Consider the following 17,299-nt stretch of genomic DNA (forward strand, 5'->3'; position numbering starts at 1 on the left):
AGCTTATAATAAAAAAGTTAAAGTAAAAAAATTATAAGTGTAAGTATATTTATATATAGATAAAGTAGAGAGAAATTAGCTTAGGGGAAGTTGAAATATGTGCGGAATTGTCGCATTTTATGATCCAAAAATAAACGAAAAACAAGCCGTTATTGGTAAGATGATGGCTACTATCAAGCACCGTGGACCTAATTCCGACGGTTATTACACTAATGATGAGGTTGCCCTTGGTTTCAGAAGATTGTCAATTATCGATCTTCGTGGAGGAGCTCAACCTATTTATAATGAAGATAAAACTAGAGCAATTATCTTTAATGGTGAAATTTACAACTTTAAACCATTAAGAGAACAATTAATTAAAGCAGGCCACACTTTCACTACCAAGGCCGATACTGAAGTATTGCTTCACGGTTATGAAGAGTGGGGCATGGATGGCCTTCTTAAGAAGGTACGTGGTATGTTTGCCTTCCTTATTTGGGATGACAACAACAAGACCCTTTATGGTGCACGTGACTTCTTTGGTATTAAGCCAATGTACTACAGCAACCAAGATGGCCACTTACTTGTAGGTTCAGAACTTAAGAGTTTCTTGGAATATCCAAAGTTCAAGCGTGAATTGAACGTTGAAGCTGTTAAGCCATACCTCATGAACCAATACAACGACCTTGAAGAAACCTTCTTTAAAGGCGTTTACAGATTTCCAGCAGGTCACTGGTTCGAATACAAAGATGGTGAAATGAAGACCCACCAATACTGGGATGCGGAATACAAGGAAAATAGTTTAAGCTTTGAAGAAACTTTGAAGCGTATCAACGATGACTTGAAGGAAACCGTCGATTTGTACAGAATTGCTGACGTTAAGGTGGGTGCATTCTTGTCAGAAGGTATTGACTCTTCATACTTGACTACTTTGCTTAACCCAGACGATGTTTTCTCAGTAAGTTTTGATGACTCAACTTACGATGAAGCTTCAAAGGCTAAGGCATTAGCTGACATCAACCACTGGAAGTTCTACAGTGACAAGGTTGATGCCGACGAAGCTATGCGTGATTTTCCAGAAATGCAATACCACATGGATGAACCAGATGCCAACCCATCAATCATCCCACTTTGGTACTTGTGTAAGTTAGCTCGTAAGCACGTTACTGTTGCACTTTCTGGTGAAGGTGCCGACGAATTGTTTGCTGGCTACGTTAACTACGGGATGCACACTCATAACGATATCATTAAGATCTTCACTAGCGAACTTAAGAAACTTCCTAAGAAGAAGCAAATTAAGTTGGCCCACAAGATTAAGAAGATGCCTAATTTCCCAGGTAAAGTTCACATGTACACCAACTTGGCTGAACCAAGTGAATTCTACGTTGGTCAATCAGTAATTTACGATATGGATTACCCAACTATCTTTACCTCAAAGGATGCCAACAGCATTTTGCAACCAACTTACCGCAATAAGTTGACTGTTAACGGCATTTACCAAAAGGACTTCAAGAAGGTTAAGGATATTGATAACGTTAAGCAAATGCAATACATCGATTTGCACCACTTCATGATTAACGATATTGAACAAAAGGCCGATAAGATTTCAATGGCTCACTCACTTGAAGTTCGTGTTCCATATCTTGATAAGAAGATCGCAGAATTAGCTAACTCAATCCCAACCAAGTACTTGGTTAACCGTCATGATACCAAGTACGCACTTCGTAAGGCTTCAGAGAAGGTATTGCCTGATGAATGGGCTAAGCGTCCAAAGCTTGGTTTCCCAACACCAATCAAGCAATGGCTTAAGGAACCACGTTTCTACAAGCAAGTACGTAGCTTGTTCGAAGAAGAATTTGTTAACGACATTTTCGATCAAAAGAAGATTATCAAGCTTCTTGATGACAACTACGAAGGGGACGGCTCACACAGACGTCAAATCTGGGCTATCTACACCTTCCTTGTTTGGTACAAGTTGTTCTTTGTTGATTACGAAAATACTGTTAAGAAATACCAACATGTTCAACCTGAAGTTGCAAAATTAATTTCACAAGGCAAATTACTATAATTTAGGGGTTTAATTTAGGATAATGACTAAAAAATTTACACCAATTTTACTTGGTAGTGACATTAACGTTTATGGTATGGCTCGTTCATTTAACGAGGCTTACGGTATTAAGGTTAAGGCAATGGCTGATGCACAACTTGCCGCAACCCGTTATTCAAAGATTGTTGACGTAGAACTTCACCATGGTTTTAGCGCAGATCCAACTTTCATGGATGTTATGCGTAAAAAGATGGAAATCTACAAGGACCATAAGGAACCTGTAATTTTGATTGCTTGTGGTGATGGTTATGCAGAACTTCTTTCAAAGCATAAGGAAGAATTGAGCAAGGTATTTATCGTACCTTACATCGATTACGACTTGCTTGAAAAGTTGATTTCAAAGGAAGGCTTCTACGAAGTAGCTGAAGAATATGGTTTGCCATATCCTAAGACTAAGATCATCACTATGGATGATTACAAGTCAGGCAAGTACACTGATGTGCCATTCCAATTCCCAGTAGAACTTAAGCCAGAAGACCCAGTTTCATGGCTTAACTGCCAATTCGAAGGTCGTAAGAAGACTTTCACTATTCATGATGAAAATGAATTCAAGGATATCGTAGGCAAGATCTACACCCACGGTTATACTGAAGACCTTATTTTACAAGACTTCATTCCTGGTGATGACTCAAACATGAGAACCTTGAATGCATACGTTGACAAAAACCACCAAGTTAAGATGATGTGCTTAGGTCACCCATTATTGGAAGACCCAACCCCACAATCAATTGGTAACTACATGACTATCTTGCCAGCATACGATGAAAAGTTGTACGAACAAGTTCAAGCCTTCCTTGAAAAGTTGAACTACACTGGTATGGCTAACTTTGATATCAAGTACGATACTCGTGACGGTCAATACAAGTTCTTCGAAATCAACTTGCGTCAAGGTCGTTCAAGCTTCTACGTAACTTTGAACGGTTACAACTTGGCTAAGTGGTACATTGACGACTACGTTGAAGACAGCTTGAAGGATAAGGACACTGTATACGGCAACAAGTTGAAGTCTAAGCACGTTTTATGGATGGGTGTACCAGTTAAGATCTTTAAGGAATACGCCTTTGAAAACGATGCTAAGGACACTGCAGAAGAATTAATTCACGAAGGCCGTTATGGCACTACTGTCTTCTACGACAAGGACCGTAACTTTAAGCGTTGGCTTTTGATGAAATACATGTTCCACAACTACTACGCTCGTTACAAGAAGTACTACGAAGTAAATAAGGGTCAATACTTCAAGAAAAATAAGTAATTGAATATATTTCAGAAAGTTTGGAAGCTATTTCCAAACTTTTTTTATTACTCATATCTTTGGAATAATGAGTTGGTGATATAATTACAGTGAATTTTTTCAAGGATGAAAATTAAAAAGTTAGGTATTGTTGCTGTGACAGGTATTATGGGGATTTCTGTTGCGGCTCCAGCTGCTACTACCGTTCAAGCTAGCCCATATTCAGATGCATTCTGGGGTTCTTTCAACGGTTATTTAGTCGGTAGAGCAGTTGACGAAGGTATTCAAGAAGGTACGCGTGCATACCACAAGTACAAGCATGATAAGAAAGTTTACGACTACAAGGCTAACCACGCTACTTTCCATATCAAGCACAAGGCATACATCTACAATAAATATGGTCGTCGTTTGGGCAAGAAGTACTTCTTAACTAATGATGGTAGAAATTACAACACGCCAAAGCGTACTTATACTTACCGCGGCGTTAAATACTACAAGTCAGGTTACTGGAAAGGACAACCTGTCTACGTAAGAGTTAAGGATACAGCTTTTACTCACGTGGCTGATTAATTAGAAAACTAAGAGTTTGGTGGAAATTTTCTACCAAACTTTTTTGATGTTCTGATATGTTTAATTATGAAATAGGGAAAGAGGGATGTTCAAAATGAAGAAGAATTTTGGAAAATTTGTCGGTGTGTTGGCATTGCCACAAACTGGTGCTAAAGAATCTACCGATATCTTAGGATCCCTACTCGCTGGTTTAGGATTGTTCGGATTTGGCGTAGATCGTAAGCGTAAAAATAACTAAAAATATTTCAAAAAATACCAAAAAGTTGGGAGAAATTTCTCTCAACTTTTTTTCTTGCTCAAAAATGTTTTAATGACAGCAATTTGCTAAATACAAGGTGTAGATGCCTCTATATGTATAGAATACAATATATTGTGTTCTATGGTAAGATTGATTCATAGATTTAGAGGGGTTGATCTTTATGTTAAAGCAAGAACTGGAACAGAAATTAAATACACCGACAATGTTTGTTAAGCGTGATGGCGCTAAATATCCGTTCGAATTGTTTAAATTGGAGATGGTTATTCACGCTCTTGGCTTGGACGATGTTAAGACAGTAATTTTAAGCAAGATTATGGATAAGCTTGATGATGACACTGTAACAGCACAAGATGTTGCGGATGCATTTAGACAAAGCTTGAATGAACTTGGCTATATTGAAGCTGCCAAAAAGTATGTTGCTTATCGCAAGCATGACGTTGCCGAATGGGAAAAACAAATTGATACTAAAAACCGTTTGGAACGCTTAGTCCATAAAGACCCAACCATCGTTAACGAAAACGCAAATAAAGATAGTGATGTCTTCAGCACTCAACGTGATTTGACTGCAGGTACAGTAGGTAAGACCGTTGGTCTGACTATGATGCCTGAACACATCGCTAAAGCACACCTTCGCGGTGACATTCACTGGCACGACTTGGATTACACTCCACTTTCACCGATGTCTAACTGCTGCTTGATCGACTTCAAAGAAATGCTTACCAACGGCTTCAAGATTGGTAATGCCTACATGGAAAGTCCTAACTCAATCGGCGTTGCTACCAGCCAAGTTGCCCAAATCATCACTAACGTAGCTTCAAGTCAATACGGTGGTTGTTCGTTCGACCGTGCCGATGAAGTTTTAGCTCCTTTTGCTCAAAAGAACTACGAAAAGCACTTAAAGGATGCTAAAGAATTAATTGACGATGAAGAAAAAGCAGATGCTTTTGCTAAGAAGCGTACTAAGAAAGACATCTACGACGCTATGCAAAGCCTGGAATACGAGATCAACACTATGTTCTCAAGCCAAGGTCAAACACCATTTACTAGCTTGGGCTTCGGCCTTGGTACTTCTTGGATTGAAAAAGAAATCCAAAAAGATATTTTAAGAATCAGAATTGCTGGTTTGGGTAAAGAACACAGAACCGCGATCTTCCCTAAATTACTCTTCACCCTTAAGAAGGGGCTCAACTTGCACCCAGGTGATCCTAACTACGATGTTAAGAAGCTTGCCATCGAATGTTCAACCAAGAGAATGTACCCAGACGTTTTGAGCTACGACAAGATTAAAGAAATCACCGGCTCATTCAAGTGTCCGATGGGTTGTCGTTCATTCTTACAAGGTTGGAAGGACAAGAACGGCAAGGAAGTTAACTCAGGCAGAATGAACTTAGGTGTTGTTACTGTTAACTTGCCAAGAATCGCTATGGAAAGTCACGGCGACATGGATCTTTTCTGGAAGATCTTCAAAGTTAGAATGCAAACCTGCCACGAAGCATTGCAATTCAAGGCTCACCGCGTAACCGAAGCTAAGCCAGTCAACGCACCAATCCTTTACCAATACGGTGCATTTGGCAAGCGTCTTTCAGAAGATGGCAACGTTAACGACCTCTTCAAGAACGGCCGTGCCACTGTTTCCTTGGGCTACATCGGCCTTTACGAAGTAGGTACTGTCTTCTACGGTTCCGATTGGGAACACAACAAGGAAGCTCACGACTTCACTGTTGAGATCGTTAAGAAGATGCATGACTTATGTGCTAAGTGGGAAAAGGACGATCCTAACCACTACCACTACAGCTTGTACTCAACTCCAAGTGAAAGTTTGACCGACCGCTTCTGCAGACTTGATACTGCTAAGTTCGGCAAGGTTAAGGACATCACTGACAAGGAATACTACACTAACTCATTCCACTACGATGTTAGAAAGCACCCAACTCCATTTGAAAAGTTGAGTTTCGAAATGGATTATCCAAAATACGCTGCTGGTGGTTTCATCCACTACTGCGAATACCCTAACTTGAAGCAAAACCCAGCAGCTCTTGAAGCCGTTTGGGACTGGGCTTACGACAAGGTAGGCTACCTTGGTACCAACACTCCAATCGACAAGTGCTACAAGTGTGGTTTTGCCGGTGAATTCAAGGCTACTGCTAAAGGCTTCCAATGCCCAGTCTGCGGCAACCACGATCCACGTACCTGTGACTGTGTAAAGAGAACCTGCGGCTACCTTGGTAATCCTTTGAAGAGACCTATGGTTCACGGTCGTCATGAAGAAATTGCTCACAGAGTAAAGCACATGACCATGGGCTTAGTACGCGAAGAAGCTGAAGAGGAAACTAAAGAAAATGCCAAAGAAAGATAAAAACGATCAAGAAGGCCCTGACATTCGAAGCAGTTTGATCAAGGTTAATATTGATGGTGATACGGTATTTGTTGACTCAAATCAATATAAGCCTCAAGTTGATCACGCTAAGAAGTTGCTTAAGCAAAAGGCGATGCCTAAGAATCCTAAGCCACAAGAATGGAAGAGTGAAGAGCATAGTTTGCACAAGATTGCGGACTATAAGCCGTTCAACTTCGTTGATGGTGAAGGTGTAAGATGTAGTCTTTACGTTTCTGGATGTTTGTTTGACTGTCCGGGATGCTACAACTTGGCAGCGCAGAACTTCAACTATGGTCAGCCTTATACGCAAGACCTTGAAGACCAGATCATCAAAGATATGTCTCAGCCTTATGTGCAAGGTTTGACCCTTTTAGGCGGTGAACCATTCTTGAACACTTGGGTTTGCTTGAAAATTATTAACCGAGTTAGAAAAGAATTCGGTCATACCAAAGACATCTGGTCTTGGTCAGGCTACACTTGGGATGAATTGCAAAAGGAAACTCCTGATAAAAAAGAAATGCTGTCGAAGATCGATATCTTGGTTGATGGACGATTCCTTGAAGCAAAGAAAGATTTGACCTTGCAATTCAGAGGTTCAAGCAACCAACGAATTATCGATGTGCCTAAGTCATTGAAGGCTGGCAAAGTCGTTATTTGGGATAAATTGCAAAGATAGATAATAGATAAAAACAAGGGGTAATTGTAAAATTAGATTTACAGTTACCCTTATTTTGTGGAGAAAAACGATGAAAGAAGAAAAAATAGAGTTAGTTGATCAAATTATGACCGCCTTGCAAAAGGTTATCGATCCTGAATTGCAGGTTGATATTGTTAACTTAGGTTTGATCTATGGCATCGATATTGAAGGAAGCAAGGCAACCGTAAGAATGACTTTGACGATCAGTGGTTGTCCATTGTCTACTTATTTGCAAGACCACATTAAACAGGCTGTGTTGACCGTGGACGGCATTGATTTATGCCAGGTGCAATTAGTCTGGTATCCTGTTTGGTCGCCTGAGAGGATGACTGAAGCCGCTAAGAAGCAGCTGGGGATGCTTGATGATCAAAGTGAAAAAGACGAGATTGAAAAGACAGAAGAAAAACAAAAGATCATCGACTTTTCTGTGCCAATTAAAAAGCTGGCTGATGAATATCCTGATTTTATCCAGATTATGTATGACTGCGGTTTTACCAGAATTAAGATTCCAGGCTTGCTCAGCACAGTAGGTAGAGTAATGACGATTCCGCTTGGTGCACAAGCAATGAAGATCGATTTAAACAAGATTAAACAGGCTTTTGAAGAAAAGGGTTACAAGGTGATTGAATAATGGCGAATTTAAGTAAAGAAAGACAAGAGGCGCTGCTCAAGATCTTGCATTATATCCAAGCTGGCGGCGATTTTGCGACAGCGAAGAAGATGTTTCAGGAGGCGTTCGATAAGGTCGACGTATCTGAAATTACGGCAGCAGAGCGGGAATTAATCGCACAAGGTTTGGATCCACGCAAGATTCAATATTTGTGTAACGTTCACGCTGATGTGTTTAGGGGCAATATCAAAGAGAACAAGGAAAATCCCGATTTTTCCATACCAGGTCATCCGGTGAACACAATCAAGCAGGAAAACGTGGTTATCAAGTCGCTGGTCAATGACTTTTTATTGCCTAACTTGAAAAAGTGGGAAGATAACAAATCTGATGAAACCTTAGATAAAATCAAACAAGCATTGTCTGATTTAGCTACGATTGATAAGCACTATGCTAGAAAAGAAACATCACTGTTTCCACTAATGACCAAATATGGCATCACTGCTCCGCCACAAGTAATGTGGGGCGTGGATGACAAGATTAGACGTTTAATTGAACAAGCAAATGAGATTGCTAATACTGATCCAATTGATGCAGAAAAATTGGATAAGGCGATCAAGGAAACTAGTCACGAAGTGCTTGAGATGATCTTCAAGGAAGAAGACATCATGATTCCGATGATCGATGAAGTCGCAAATCAAGAAGACTGGGAAAACGTCAAACAAGAAGAAAAGCAAATCGGCTATACCTTGATTAATCCACCGATGAACTGGAAGCCAAAAAAGGAACCAAAGGCTGCCGGCCCAATTTCGTTTGATAATCTTTCCAGCTTGTTCATTAACTTCAAGGAAGGATCATTGAATCTAAAACAACTGTCCGCAATTTTAGACATGTTGCCATTTGCTTTAACTTTCGTCGATGCTAACGACAAGGTAGCTTACTTCGGCGGCGGTGCGAATATTTTCCCTCATTCTAAAAACGCGATCGGCAACTCCGTCTTCTCCTGCCACACACCGGCCAGCAAGCCAATCATCGAGAAGATCTTCAAGGAATTTCATGAAGGTAAGAAGAACGAGATCTCATATTGGTTCACGCCAAGAAAGATGGGTAGAAAGCTCTATTTGCGTTACTACGCCGTCCATGATGACGATGATCAGTATCTGGGATGCCTCGAGGTGGCGCAAGATATCACCGACATTGAAAAATTGACGGGACAAAAGAAAACAGAATAAGTTAAATAGTTTACGAACAGTGTCAGCTTGGCACTGTTCTTTTTTTGTACTTCTTGATAAGCTAGACAATGGACAAAAAGAACATTAGGGAGGCAAATATGAAAAATGCACATGGAAAAATTAAAACTGATGAAATTAAGTTAATTTGGCTGATCGTAGGTGAATTAGCTACTTGGATCGGTGCTAGTTTCATTTGGCCATTAACTTCTGTTTACTTAAACAAACAGCTGCACATCAGTCTGTCAATCATTGGTGTGGTCCTGTTCTGTAACTGTGCCGGCAACATCCTCGGCTCAATTATTTCAGGACGTCTTTATGATAAATACAATCCGTACCCATTGATGCTCTGGGGCTTAGGTCTAGATGCTGCAGTCTTATTTTTGATGGCCGCATTTCATGGCTGGCCAGAATATTGGGTCTGGCTGACTTTGACCGGCTTCTTGGGCGGCTGGAACGGAACCTTGATCAACTCCGTTGCCACTAGTTTGAAAAAATATCCGGGCCGCTACGTCTTCAACGTTTTGTACTTCTCACAAAACTTGGGTGTGGTAACCGGTACTTTGATCGTAGGATACCTCTACGACTTATCAATTACGCTTCTATTCGTGATTGCGGCACTGCTCTTTGTAATTGCCTTCATCAATGCGATCTTCAACTACAGGCCAATTATTGCCTTTCATAAGGAGAGAATGGTCAAGCATAAGAAGGGTGAAAAGCATAAAGCAGAACCAATGCCAAAGCGCAATTTCATTATGACGATGGTCTTCTTCACCACCTTGGGTGTAACTTGGCTGATGTACATGAACTGGGAATCCAATTTGTCCGTTTACATGGTTTCACTTGGAATTCCATTCCACTTGTACAGCTTGCTTTGGACCCTTAATGCCGGCGTTATCGCCATCATGCAAGGGATTTTGGCTAGTTTTCCTAATATTTTTAAAAATCTCTTCCATCAGATCATCTTTGGGATCTGCATGTTCTCACTATCGTTTATCACATTAGTTTTTGCCAAAGACTTCGCGCACTTCGCTTTATCAATGTTCATCTTGACCTTGGGTGAATCAACCGCGTTCCCAGCTATTCCTGCTTACGTCAACGACTTGTCACCACTCACCAGTAAAGGCAAGTACCAAGGTGCCAACATGGTGGCTTCGGGGATCGGGCGTGCGTTTGGACCGCTCTTTGGTGGTTTAATCATCGACCATGCTGGTTATATTCCATTCTTCTGGGTAGCCGCTATCGTGATTGCCTTGATGATCGTAGTCATGATTCCAACTTACATGAGAGTGCACAAAGAATTAACTATTTATAAATAAGTAAAAAGCATACAAAATTAAATTAAAATGATATAATTAGCTTGATTTAATTTTTTAGACACCAAAAAAGGAGGACTTTCCTGAATGAATAATAAAATGGCCGTTCGCGGCGGTGTCGGCGACATCCTCGAACCAAAAGTAGGTACTCGTCCACAAGATAATTTATACTTAGCAGTTAACTCTGAATGGCTTGAAAACGTCAAGATCCCATCAGACCGTTCAAGAATTGCTAGCTTCGACAACATTGACCTTGATGTTGAAAAGAAGTTGATGAAGGACTTCGCAGATTTTGCCGATGGTAAAAAAGAAGTTGCTGATGTGCCTAACTTGAAGAAGGCAGTTGAACTTTACAAGTTAGCGCGTGACTTTAAGCGTCGTGATGAAGATGGCGCTAAGCCTATCCAAGCTGATTTAGCCTTGCTTGAAGGTATTCGTGACTTTGCTGACTTCAACTTGAAGGTTCCAGACTTGTTCAAGGCGGCTTTTGCATTGCCATTCAGCTTCGACGTTGATGCCGATATGAAGAACACTAAGATCAATGTATTGCAATTCTTCGGTTCATCAATTTTCTTGCCAGATACAACTACTTATAAGACTGATGCGGCACAAAAATTGCTCGACGTTTTGAAGAAGCAATCAATTGAGCTTCTTAAGATGGCAGGTCTTTCAGCGGGTCAAGCTGAAGAATACGTTGACGATGCCATGAAGTTCGATGACAAGGTATCTAAGGTAGTTAAGTCATCTGAAGAATGGGCAGACTACCCAGCAATGTACAACCCAATGCCAATCTCAGACTTTGAAAAGAAGATTACTAACTTCAAGATGGACTACTTCTTGAAGGAAGCTTTGGGTGAAGTTCCAGACCGCGTAATCGTCGCAGAACCTCGCTACTTGGATCACTTCGATGAATTAATTAACGAGGACAACTTCGATGAAATCAAGGGTTGGATGATCGTTAAGTTCATCAATGGTGTTGCTAGCTACTTGTCCCAAGACTTCCGTGAAGCATCATTCCCATTTAGCCAAGCTTTGTCAGGTCAACCAGAACTTCAAAGCCAAGAAAAGCAAGCATACCACCTTGCTAACGGCATCTTTAGTGAAGTTGTTGGTGTTTACTACGGTAAGACTTACTTTGGCGAAGACGCTAAAAAAGACGTTTTATCAATGATTCACAAGATGCTTGATGTTTACGAAGAACGTATCAAGAACAATGACTGGCTTTCTGAAGAAACTAAGCACAAGGCAATCGTTAAGTTACGTGCCTTGATCTTGAAGATCGGTTATCCAGACAAGATTGAAGAAATCTACGATCGTTTGCACGTAACCCCAGCTAGCGAAGGTGGCAGCCTTTACTCAAACGCTAGAGCTGCTGAAATTGAACAAGTTAAGTACAACGTAGAGAAGCTGCACAAGCCAGTTGACCGTACTGTATGGCTCATGCCAGGTAACTTGGTTAACGCTTGTTACGACCCACAAAGAAACGACTTAACTTTCCCAGCCGCAATTTTGCAAGCACCATTCTACGACTTGAAGCAAGATCGTGCTGAAAACTTCGGTGGTATCGGTACTGTTATCGCCCACGAAGTTTCACACGCATTCGACAACAACGGTGCACAATTCGACGAATACGGCAACATGAAGAACTGGTGGACTGACGCTGACTATGCAGAATTCAAGAAGCGTACGCAAGCTGAAATCGACTTGTTCGACGGCATCAAGTATGGTCCTGTAACTTTGAACGGTAAGCAAATTGTTTCAGAAAACATCGCTGACCAAGGTGGTTTAACTGCTGCTGTTCAAGCTAACAAGGGTGAAAACGGCGATATGAAGAAGTTGTTTGAAAACTTTGCTCGTGTTTGGGCTAATAAGCAACTTACTGAGTCTATTAAGACGCAAGTTTCAGTTGACGTTCACGCACCTGGTCCAGAACGTGCTAACGTCCAATCACAATGCCAAGAAGAATTCTACAAGGCATTTGACGTTAAGGAAGGCGACGGTATGTGGCTTGATCCTAAAAAACGTGTTGTGATTTGGTAGTTTAGATAAAAATAAGCACGAGGTTCTTTTGATTTAGAACTTCGTGCTTTTATTTTGTCATGGTAAAATATTCGTAGAATAAGTGTTGTGATCTCATTGATCATGGATGCATGCAATGCAAGACGATAACTTGCAAGTGGCTCTGCCGTTGTGCAGAGCTTTTTTTATCATGTTATAATGGTACTTAATATGAAGAAATAATACACTATAACGTGTGTTGAGGGTCGACTAGCTATCGACTCGAAAGAATTGTGGGCGGTCGAAAGACCGCTTTTTTCTGTCGTTAGAAAATTGATACAACTATAATATTTACTCTTTATTAATATTAAAAAGCACAAATGTTAGCCATTTTACATTTTCAACACTATAATAGAGCTGATTGCAGTGCCGCTACTACGCTGCAGTCTTTATAACTTACTTACTACCCATATAATAAGTTTATTGCACTAAAAAGGCGCCCATCACGGGTGCCTTTTTGATTTGTCTATTATTATTTCTTAGCGTTGGAATAATCCTTAGGTTTAATCCGTTTAATGTAAGATGGATTTGGTTTACCTAAGATTAATGGTACACGTTCAATGACGGTATCTGCGTATTCCAAACCGAACCATGAAGCAGGGTTAGAAGACAAGTTTTGCAAACGAACACGAGCTTCGACTAACCATTTTTCATAACCAACTAATTGAGTTTGAGGACTGATGACATCGTTAACGATAACGAATGAGAAGTCACCGACATCACGTCCAGGAGTAGTAGTGTATTCCTGTGGTTGTGGTTCGATTGTGCCGTCAGCGATTAAATCGTGAACGATTTGACGAATGTAGACATTCACACTAGTTTGCTTCTTGAAACCTAAGTATAGCTGAATGTTAATTACGTTCTTAGTACCGTAGGTATTAACGGCATATTCAGCGGTAAATGGTTCGTTGGTTACATTAACGGTAACGAACCAGTAGGCCTTAGCACGCTTTGGACGTTTATCCAAAATAGAGTACAAGATTTCACGTTTAATAAACTTGTTGTACTTAACGTTAGCCATGTAAACCAAGTTAGTAGCGTAAGTTGGATAATCTTCGTCGTGACTTAAGTTGGTAAGCATATCGGTATATTCGTCTAAGCGAACGTAAGCATTACGTGATTCACGTTTATCACGAACCTTGTTACCGTAGTACCAAACATACATGATGAAGCCGATTACACCAGCGATGAAGAGTGATACGTAACCACCGTGGGTGAACTTGGTTAAACTTGAGATCATGAACATGATGTCAAGAACACCGAAGAAGATCAAGAAGATCCAGTTCCAAAGTGGGTTAATTTTCTTCAACACTAACCATTCATAAAGCAAGATGGTAGTTGCAAGCATTGAAATCGTGATGGAAAGACCATAGGCTGCTTCCATGTGAGCAGAAGTTTGGAAGTACAAAACGATTGCGATAGTAGCAACACAGATTCCTTTATTGATGGAAGGAATATAGATCTGACCTTTTTCTGTTGATGGGTAATCGATATTCATTCTTGGCAAGAACTTAAGTCCACTGGCTTCAGCGACCAAAGTGAATGATCCGGTGATCAAAGCCTGTGAAGCAATAACAGCGGCAACAGTAGCCAAGATGATAGCGAACAATCTGATATTGATTGGAATCATTTCATAGAATGGATTAAGCACGCCGCCGTCGGCAGGACGGAAAGTTGGGTTGTTCAAAATCCAAACACCTTGACCAAAGTAGTTGAGTGACAAGCAAACAAATACAAATGGTCATGAACCGATGATGTTCTTTTTACCAACGTGTCCTACATCAGAGTAAAGAGCTTCAGCACCAGTAGTAGCCAGGAAGATTGATCCTAAGATAAAGATTCCGGCTTTATTATAAGGGCTGAAGAGTAACTTAATGGCATAAACTGGGTTAATCGCTTGAATGATTGACCAATCGCCAGCCATGTTGATAACACCCATGACGCCTAAGAAGGTGAACCAGATAAACATGATAGGGCCGAATGCTTTACCGATGATACTGGTTCCCATCTTTTGAATAGAGAAGAGCACCAGCAGGATAATTACGGTAATCATGATTACCATTTCCTGGGTAGAAACAGGAACATTGCCACCAAATTGAAGACCTTTTAACCCTTCAATCGCGGTGGTAACAGTTACGGCCGGAGTTAACGTACCATCGGCTAAGATGGCAGCCCCACCGATCAAAGCAGGCAATACCAGCCATTTGGCTCTCTTTCTAACCAAAGTATACAGAGCAAAAATACCACCTTCACCATGGTTGGTTGCTTTTAGCGCAATCAAAACCGTTTGTAAGGTAGTTAGTAGTGTCACGGTCCAAAGAACCAAAGAAATGGAACCGATGATGAAATCGCGGTTAACATTTCCGATACCGCCATTGCCTTCGACAATAGACTTCATAACATAAAGTGGACTAGTACCGATATCGCCATAGACAATACCAATGGCGATCAGTAAGCCAGCCGCGCTCATACGTTTTGACTTAGTATTCATTTATATATCTCCCACAAATAAATTGTAGCTATTAATAAAAAAAGAAAATGCCACGATGACATTTTCCTTTTAATATATTCATTTTCGTCTATTTTAGTTCACATTGCAAGTAAAATAATTATGTTTTAATTTTGGGTTTAAAAAAGCAGAGTGTTCGATATAACTGACAAAATTTGCGCTTTTTGTCAGTTATACTGAACACCCTTCTCAATTGAATATATTTGAACACAAAAAAAGGCTCCCAAATCGGGAGCCTTTTTCAATATAAGTTATGAAAGTGATGAAGAAATCTTAGCACGTTGTTCTTCATACCACTTGTCCCATGCTTCGTAAGTAAGCATGTCTTCTGGCTTAACACCGGTCTTTTCAACCATTACATCAAGTAAGTTCTTAAAGTTGTAATCATGGTATTGCAAAACGTGTTCAACCAACTTCTTACGTGGGAAGTGGATGTTGTTCAAGAGATAACTGTTAATATCAACCATGTTGTGATTTTCATCGTAAAGGTTGATGATTTCAAGGTCATCTTCATCAAATTGAGCAATGTAGAAGTTAGCGAAGACCTTCAAGTAATCAGGTTGTTCCTTGAATTCTTCCTTAGGCATAGTAGTCTTATTAGCTTCTGGCATTACGACTTTAAGATCGTCGTTTTCTTCTTCTGTTTCTTTATCTGCTTGTGCTTGAGCGTTCTTTTCTTCTTCAGTCAAAGTTGTTACCCCTTTATTTAGAAAATAAATAGATGAAAAATCAATAATAATTCTACCGACTTCTGCAAATAAAAGCAAATTTAACTGCTTTTAGGAAATTTCTTTATAATGTTTGCTTGTGAACGTATATTTGGATTTAGTATAATTTTAGCCGTAGAAAAGCTGAAGTGGTGGCTATCCTGGAAGGGGATGGCGCTTATGAGTAAATTTTAACTCATACTTGCATCTCCTAATAGAAAGGAGAAGCCTTCGTGTCTGTTGCAGATGCGTTGCAACTAATATTAGAATTCGGCACATTTGTCGTTACTCTAATTGCATTAGTTGTTGAGTTGATTAAGTTTTTTGATCAACGAAAAAAATAACTGCTTTGGCTGTGCAGAGCCGGCAGTTATTGAATAAGTAACAATATTTGATAGCACCGCTTACGCGATTCTACATTAAGAGGTTGGCTCATTTGCCGACCTCTTTTTCATTACATATTATAGCAAGTTCATAGACTCGCAGCAATTACTTATTATCTGAATCATCTGAACTCTGGGTGCTTGATGATTGCGCGCTGCTAGAAGATTGATTAGATTGGCTGCTTGATTGTTTGGTACTACTTGAAGAACTAGATTGAGCATCGGCATCCTTGTCGCTGGATGAAGATGAGGCAGAACTAGATTGTTTGTCCTTATCTTGATGATCCTTATTCTCCTTATTCTTGTCCTTGTCGGAACTGCTGCTAGAGCTGGAAATATCTGAACTTGAACTAGAATTCTTGTCTACATCAGCAGAATTACTATTTTTCTCCTTAGTATTGGACTTCATATTAGAATTACTCTGACTGTTGCGTTGAACGGCATTACTGTGACTAACATAGGCGCCAGCGCCACCTCCGCCAATCAAAAACATAGCAAAAATCGCACCCCAAAAGATTAATTTCTTCATTAAAAATCTCTCTCCCATGTATTTTGTGAATTAGGTTCAGCGAGAACCTTGATTGCTAAATTATAGTTTAAGGCATTTAGGTGAAAAAAGATAAATAGAAGATTTAATTTTAACTAATATTAAAAACTTTGGCTCATTTTTGGATCTCAGATTGTTAGTAATAGTGTAAAACATCTGGCCGGCAGGTTGATTACAACAATTCAAATCAAATTATTAAGTAAGGTAGGAGAAAATTATGAACTTTGAATTAGCAGAACAATCAATCCAATATACATTTGGCAATAAGAGATACACTAATGGACTTAAGAGTTTCAACAAGTTTAAAAATATATGTGTAATTGTGTTTTTTAAGTGTTATAAAGTGTGTTATAATCTCGCTACAAGGTGGTGAGATTTTTTATGTCTAGAATTATGTATTTAAAAGAAGCTGCTGCCTATCTTGGCAAAGCGCCGTTCACTCTTCAAAGCTGGGATCGAGCTGGGAAATTAAAAGCTCATCGAACAGCTAACAACAGACGATTTTACTATCAATCAGAGCTTGATCAGTATTTAGGCCTTGATCATAACGAGCCCATTGATAAACGCAAAATTGTGGCTTACGCGCGGGTATCTTCCAATGGGCAAAAAGACGATTTAAAAGATCAAGTTGCTTTTTTAAGGCAATTCTTGAATGCTAGAGGCATTATCGCCGATGAATATATCTCAGATATTGGATCGGGCTTAAACTATAAACGTCCTAAA

General features: G+C 40.0%; 14 protein-coding genes and 2 pseudogenes. 13 read left to right on the forward strand and 3 right to left on the reverse strand.

Annotated elements, in window-relative coordinates; genetic code table 11:
- Positions 1–97: 97 nt before the first annotated feature.
- From asnB to CP368_RS02955, 10 genes are all read left to right on the forward strand, one after another.
- A complete protein-coding gene (gene asnB, locus CP368_RS02910; protein WP_098044009.1) occupies positions 98–2,047 on the forward strand; it encodes an asparagine synthase (glutamine-hydrolyzing) in 1,950 nt (649 codons plus the stop codon).
- A gap of 22 nt (positions 2,048–2,069) precedes the next feature.
- Complete coding sequence (locus CP368_RS02915) at positions 2,070–3,338, forward strand: carboxylate--amine ligase (RefSeq protein ID WP_098044008.1); 1,269 nt, start codon at positions 2,070–2,072, stop codon at positions 3,336–3,338.
- A gap of 105 nt (positions 3,339–3,443) precedes the next feature.
- Positions 3,444–3,887 carry an SLAP domain-containing protein gene (locus tag CP368_RS02920; protein ID WP_098036829.1) on the forward strand — a complete coding sequence of 148 codons (444 nt, stop codon included), beginning with the start codon at positions 3,444–3,446 and terminating at the stop codon, positions 3,885–3,887.
- 94 nt (positions 3,888–3,981) lie between these two features.
- Positions 3,982–4,125, forward strand: a complete 144-nt coding sequence (locus CP368_RS02925) for an LPXTG cell wall anchor domain-containing protein (protein WP_158227418.1) — start codon at positions 3,982–3,984, stop codon at positions 4,123–4,125.
- A gap of 181 nt (positions 4,126–4,306) precedes the next feature.
- Positions 4,307–6,502 (forward strand): anaerobic ribonucleoside-triphosphate reductase, encoded by a 2,196-nt coding sequence (gene nrdD, locus CP368_RS02930; RefSeq protein ID WP_098044006.1) that lies wholly within the window; start codon positions 4,307–4,309, stop codon positions 6,500–6,502.
- Positions 6,486–7,199 carry an anaerobic ribonucleoside-triphosphate reductase activating protein gene (gene nrdG / locus CP368_RS02935; protein WP_013641398.1) on the forward strand — a complete coding sequence of 238 codons (714 nt, stop codon included), beginning with the start codon at positions 6,486–6,488 and terminating at the stop codon, positions 7,197–7,199. The genes nrdD and nrdG overlap by 17 nt, the downstream gene beginning before the upstream one ends.
- Before the next feature lie 70 nt (positions 7,200–7,269).
- A complete protein-coding gene (locus CP368_RS02940) occupies positions 7,270–7,851 on the forward strand; it encodes an iron-sulfur cluster assembly protein (RefSeq protein WP_098036832.1) in 582 nt (193 codons plus the stop codon).
- Positions 7,851–9,059, forward strand: a complete 1,209-nt coding sequence (locus CP368_RS02945; protein WP_098036833.1) for a DUF438 domain-containing protein — start codon at positions 7,851–7,853, stop codon at positions 9,057–9,059. The genes CP368_RS02940 and CP368_RS02945 overlap by 1 nt, the downstream gene beginning before the upstream one ends.
- A gap of 98 nt (positions 9,060–9,157) precedes the next feature.
- Positions 9,158–10,375 (forward strand): MFS transporter, encoded by a 1,218-nt coding sequence (locus CP368_RS02950; RefSeq protein ID WP_098044005.1) that lies wholly within the window; start codon positions 9,158–9,160, stop codon positions 10,373–10,375.
- Positions 10,376–10,459: 84 nt separating this feature from the next.
- Positions 10,460–12,412, forward strand: a complete 1,953-nt coding sequence (locus CP368_RS02955; protein ID WP_098044004.1) for a M13 family metallopeptidase — start codon at positions 10,460–10,462, stop codon at positions 12,410–12,412.
- 490 nt (positions 12,413–12,902) lie between these two features.
- Here the strand turns inward: CP368_RS02955 and CP368_RS02960 are convergent.
- Together CP368_RS02960 and CP368_RS02965 are read right to left on the reverse strand one after the other, a co-directional pair.
- Positions 12,903–14,921 (reverse strand): annotated as a pseudogene (locus CP368_RS02960) (KUP/HAK/KT family potassium transporter).
- A gap of 269 nt (positions 14,922–15,190) precedes the next feature.
- The gene (locus CP368_RS02965) at positions 15,191–15,628 is read right to left on the reverse strand and encodes a hypothetical protein (RefSeq protein WP_087236518.1); all 438 of its coding nucleotides are present in this window, start codon (positions 15,626–15,628) and stop codon (positions 15,191–15,193) included.
- A gap of 251 nt (positions 15,629–15,879) precedes the next feature.
- Here CP368_RS02965 and CP368_RS02970 point away from each other — a divergent pair, with 251 nt between their 5' ends.
- The gene (locus CP368_RS02970) at positions 15,880–15,990 is read left to right on the forward strand and encodes a putative holin-like toxin (protein ID WP_098037210.1); all 111 of its coding nucleotides are present in this window, start codon (positions 15,880–15,882) and stop codon (positions 15,988–15,990) included.
- A 145-nt stretch (positions 15,991–16,135) separates the two neighbouring features.
- Here CP368_RS02970 and CP368_RS02975 read toward each other — a convergent pair whose 3' ends face one another.
- A complete protein-coding gene (locus CP368_RS02975) occupies positions 16,136–16,558 on the reverse strand; it encodes a hypothetical protein (protein ID WP_098045744.1) in 423 nt (140 codons plus the stop codon).
- Positions 16,559–16,793: 235 nt separating this feature from the next.
- On the opposite strand from CP368_RS02975, the pseudogene CP368_RS11010 reads away from it, so the two are divergent.
- Positions 16,794–16,889, forward strand: a pseudogene (locus CP368_RS11010) (DUF1659 domain-containing protein); the annotation flags it as partial.
- Positions 16,890–16,957: 68 nt separating this feature from the next.
- Positions 16,958–17,299: recombinase family protein (locus CP368_RS02985; protein ID WP_143468300.1), on the forward strand; the 342-nt coding region annotated here is incomplete at its 3' end.

It is taken from the genome of Lactobacillus sp. UMNPBX17, assembly GCF_002553735.1.
Taxonomy (GTDB): Bacteria; Bacillota; Bacilli; order Lactobacillales; family Lactobacillaceae; genus Lactobacillus; species Lactobacillus gallinarum.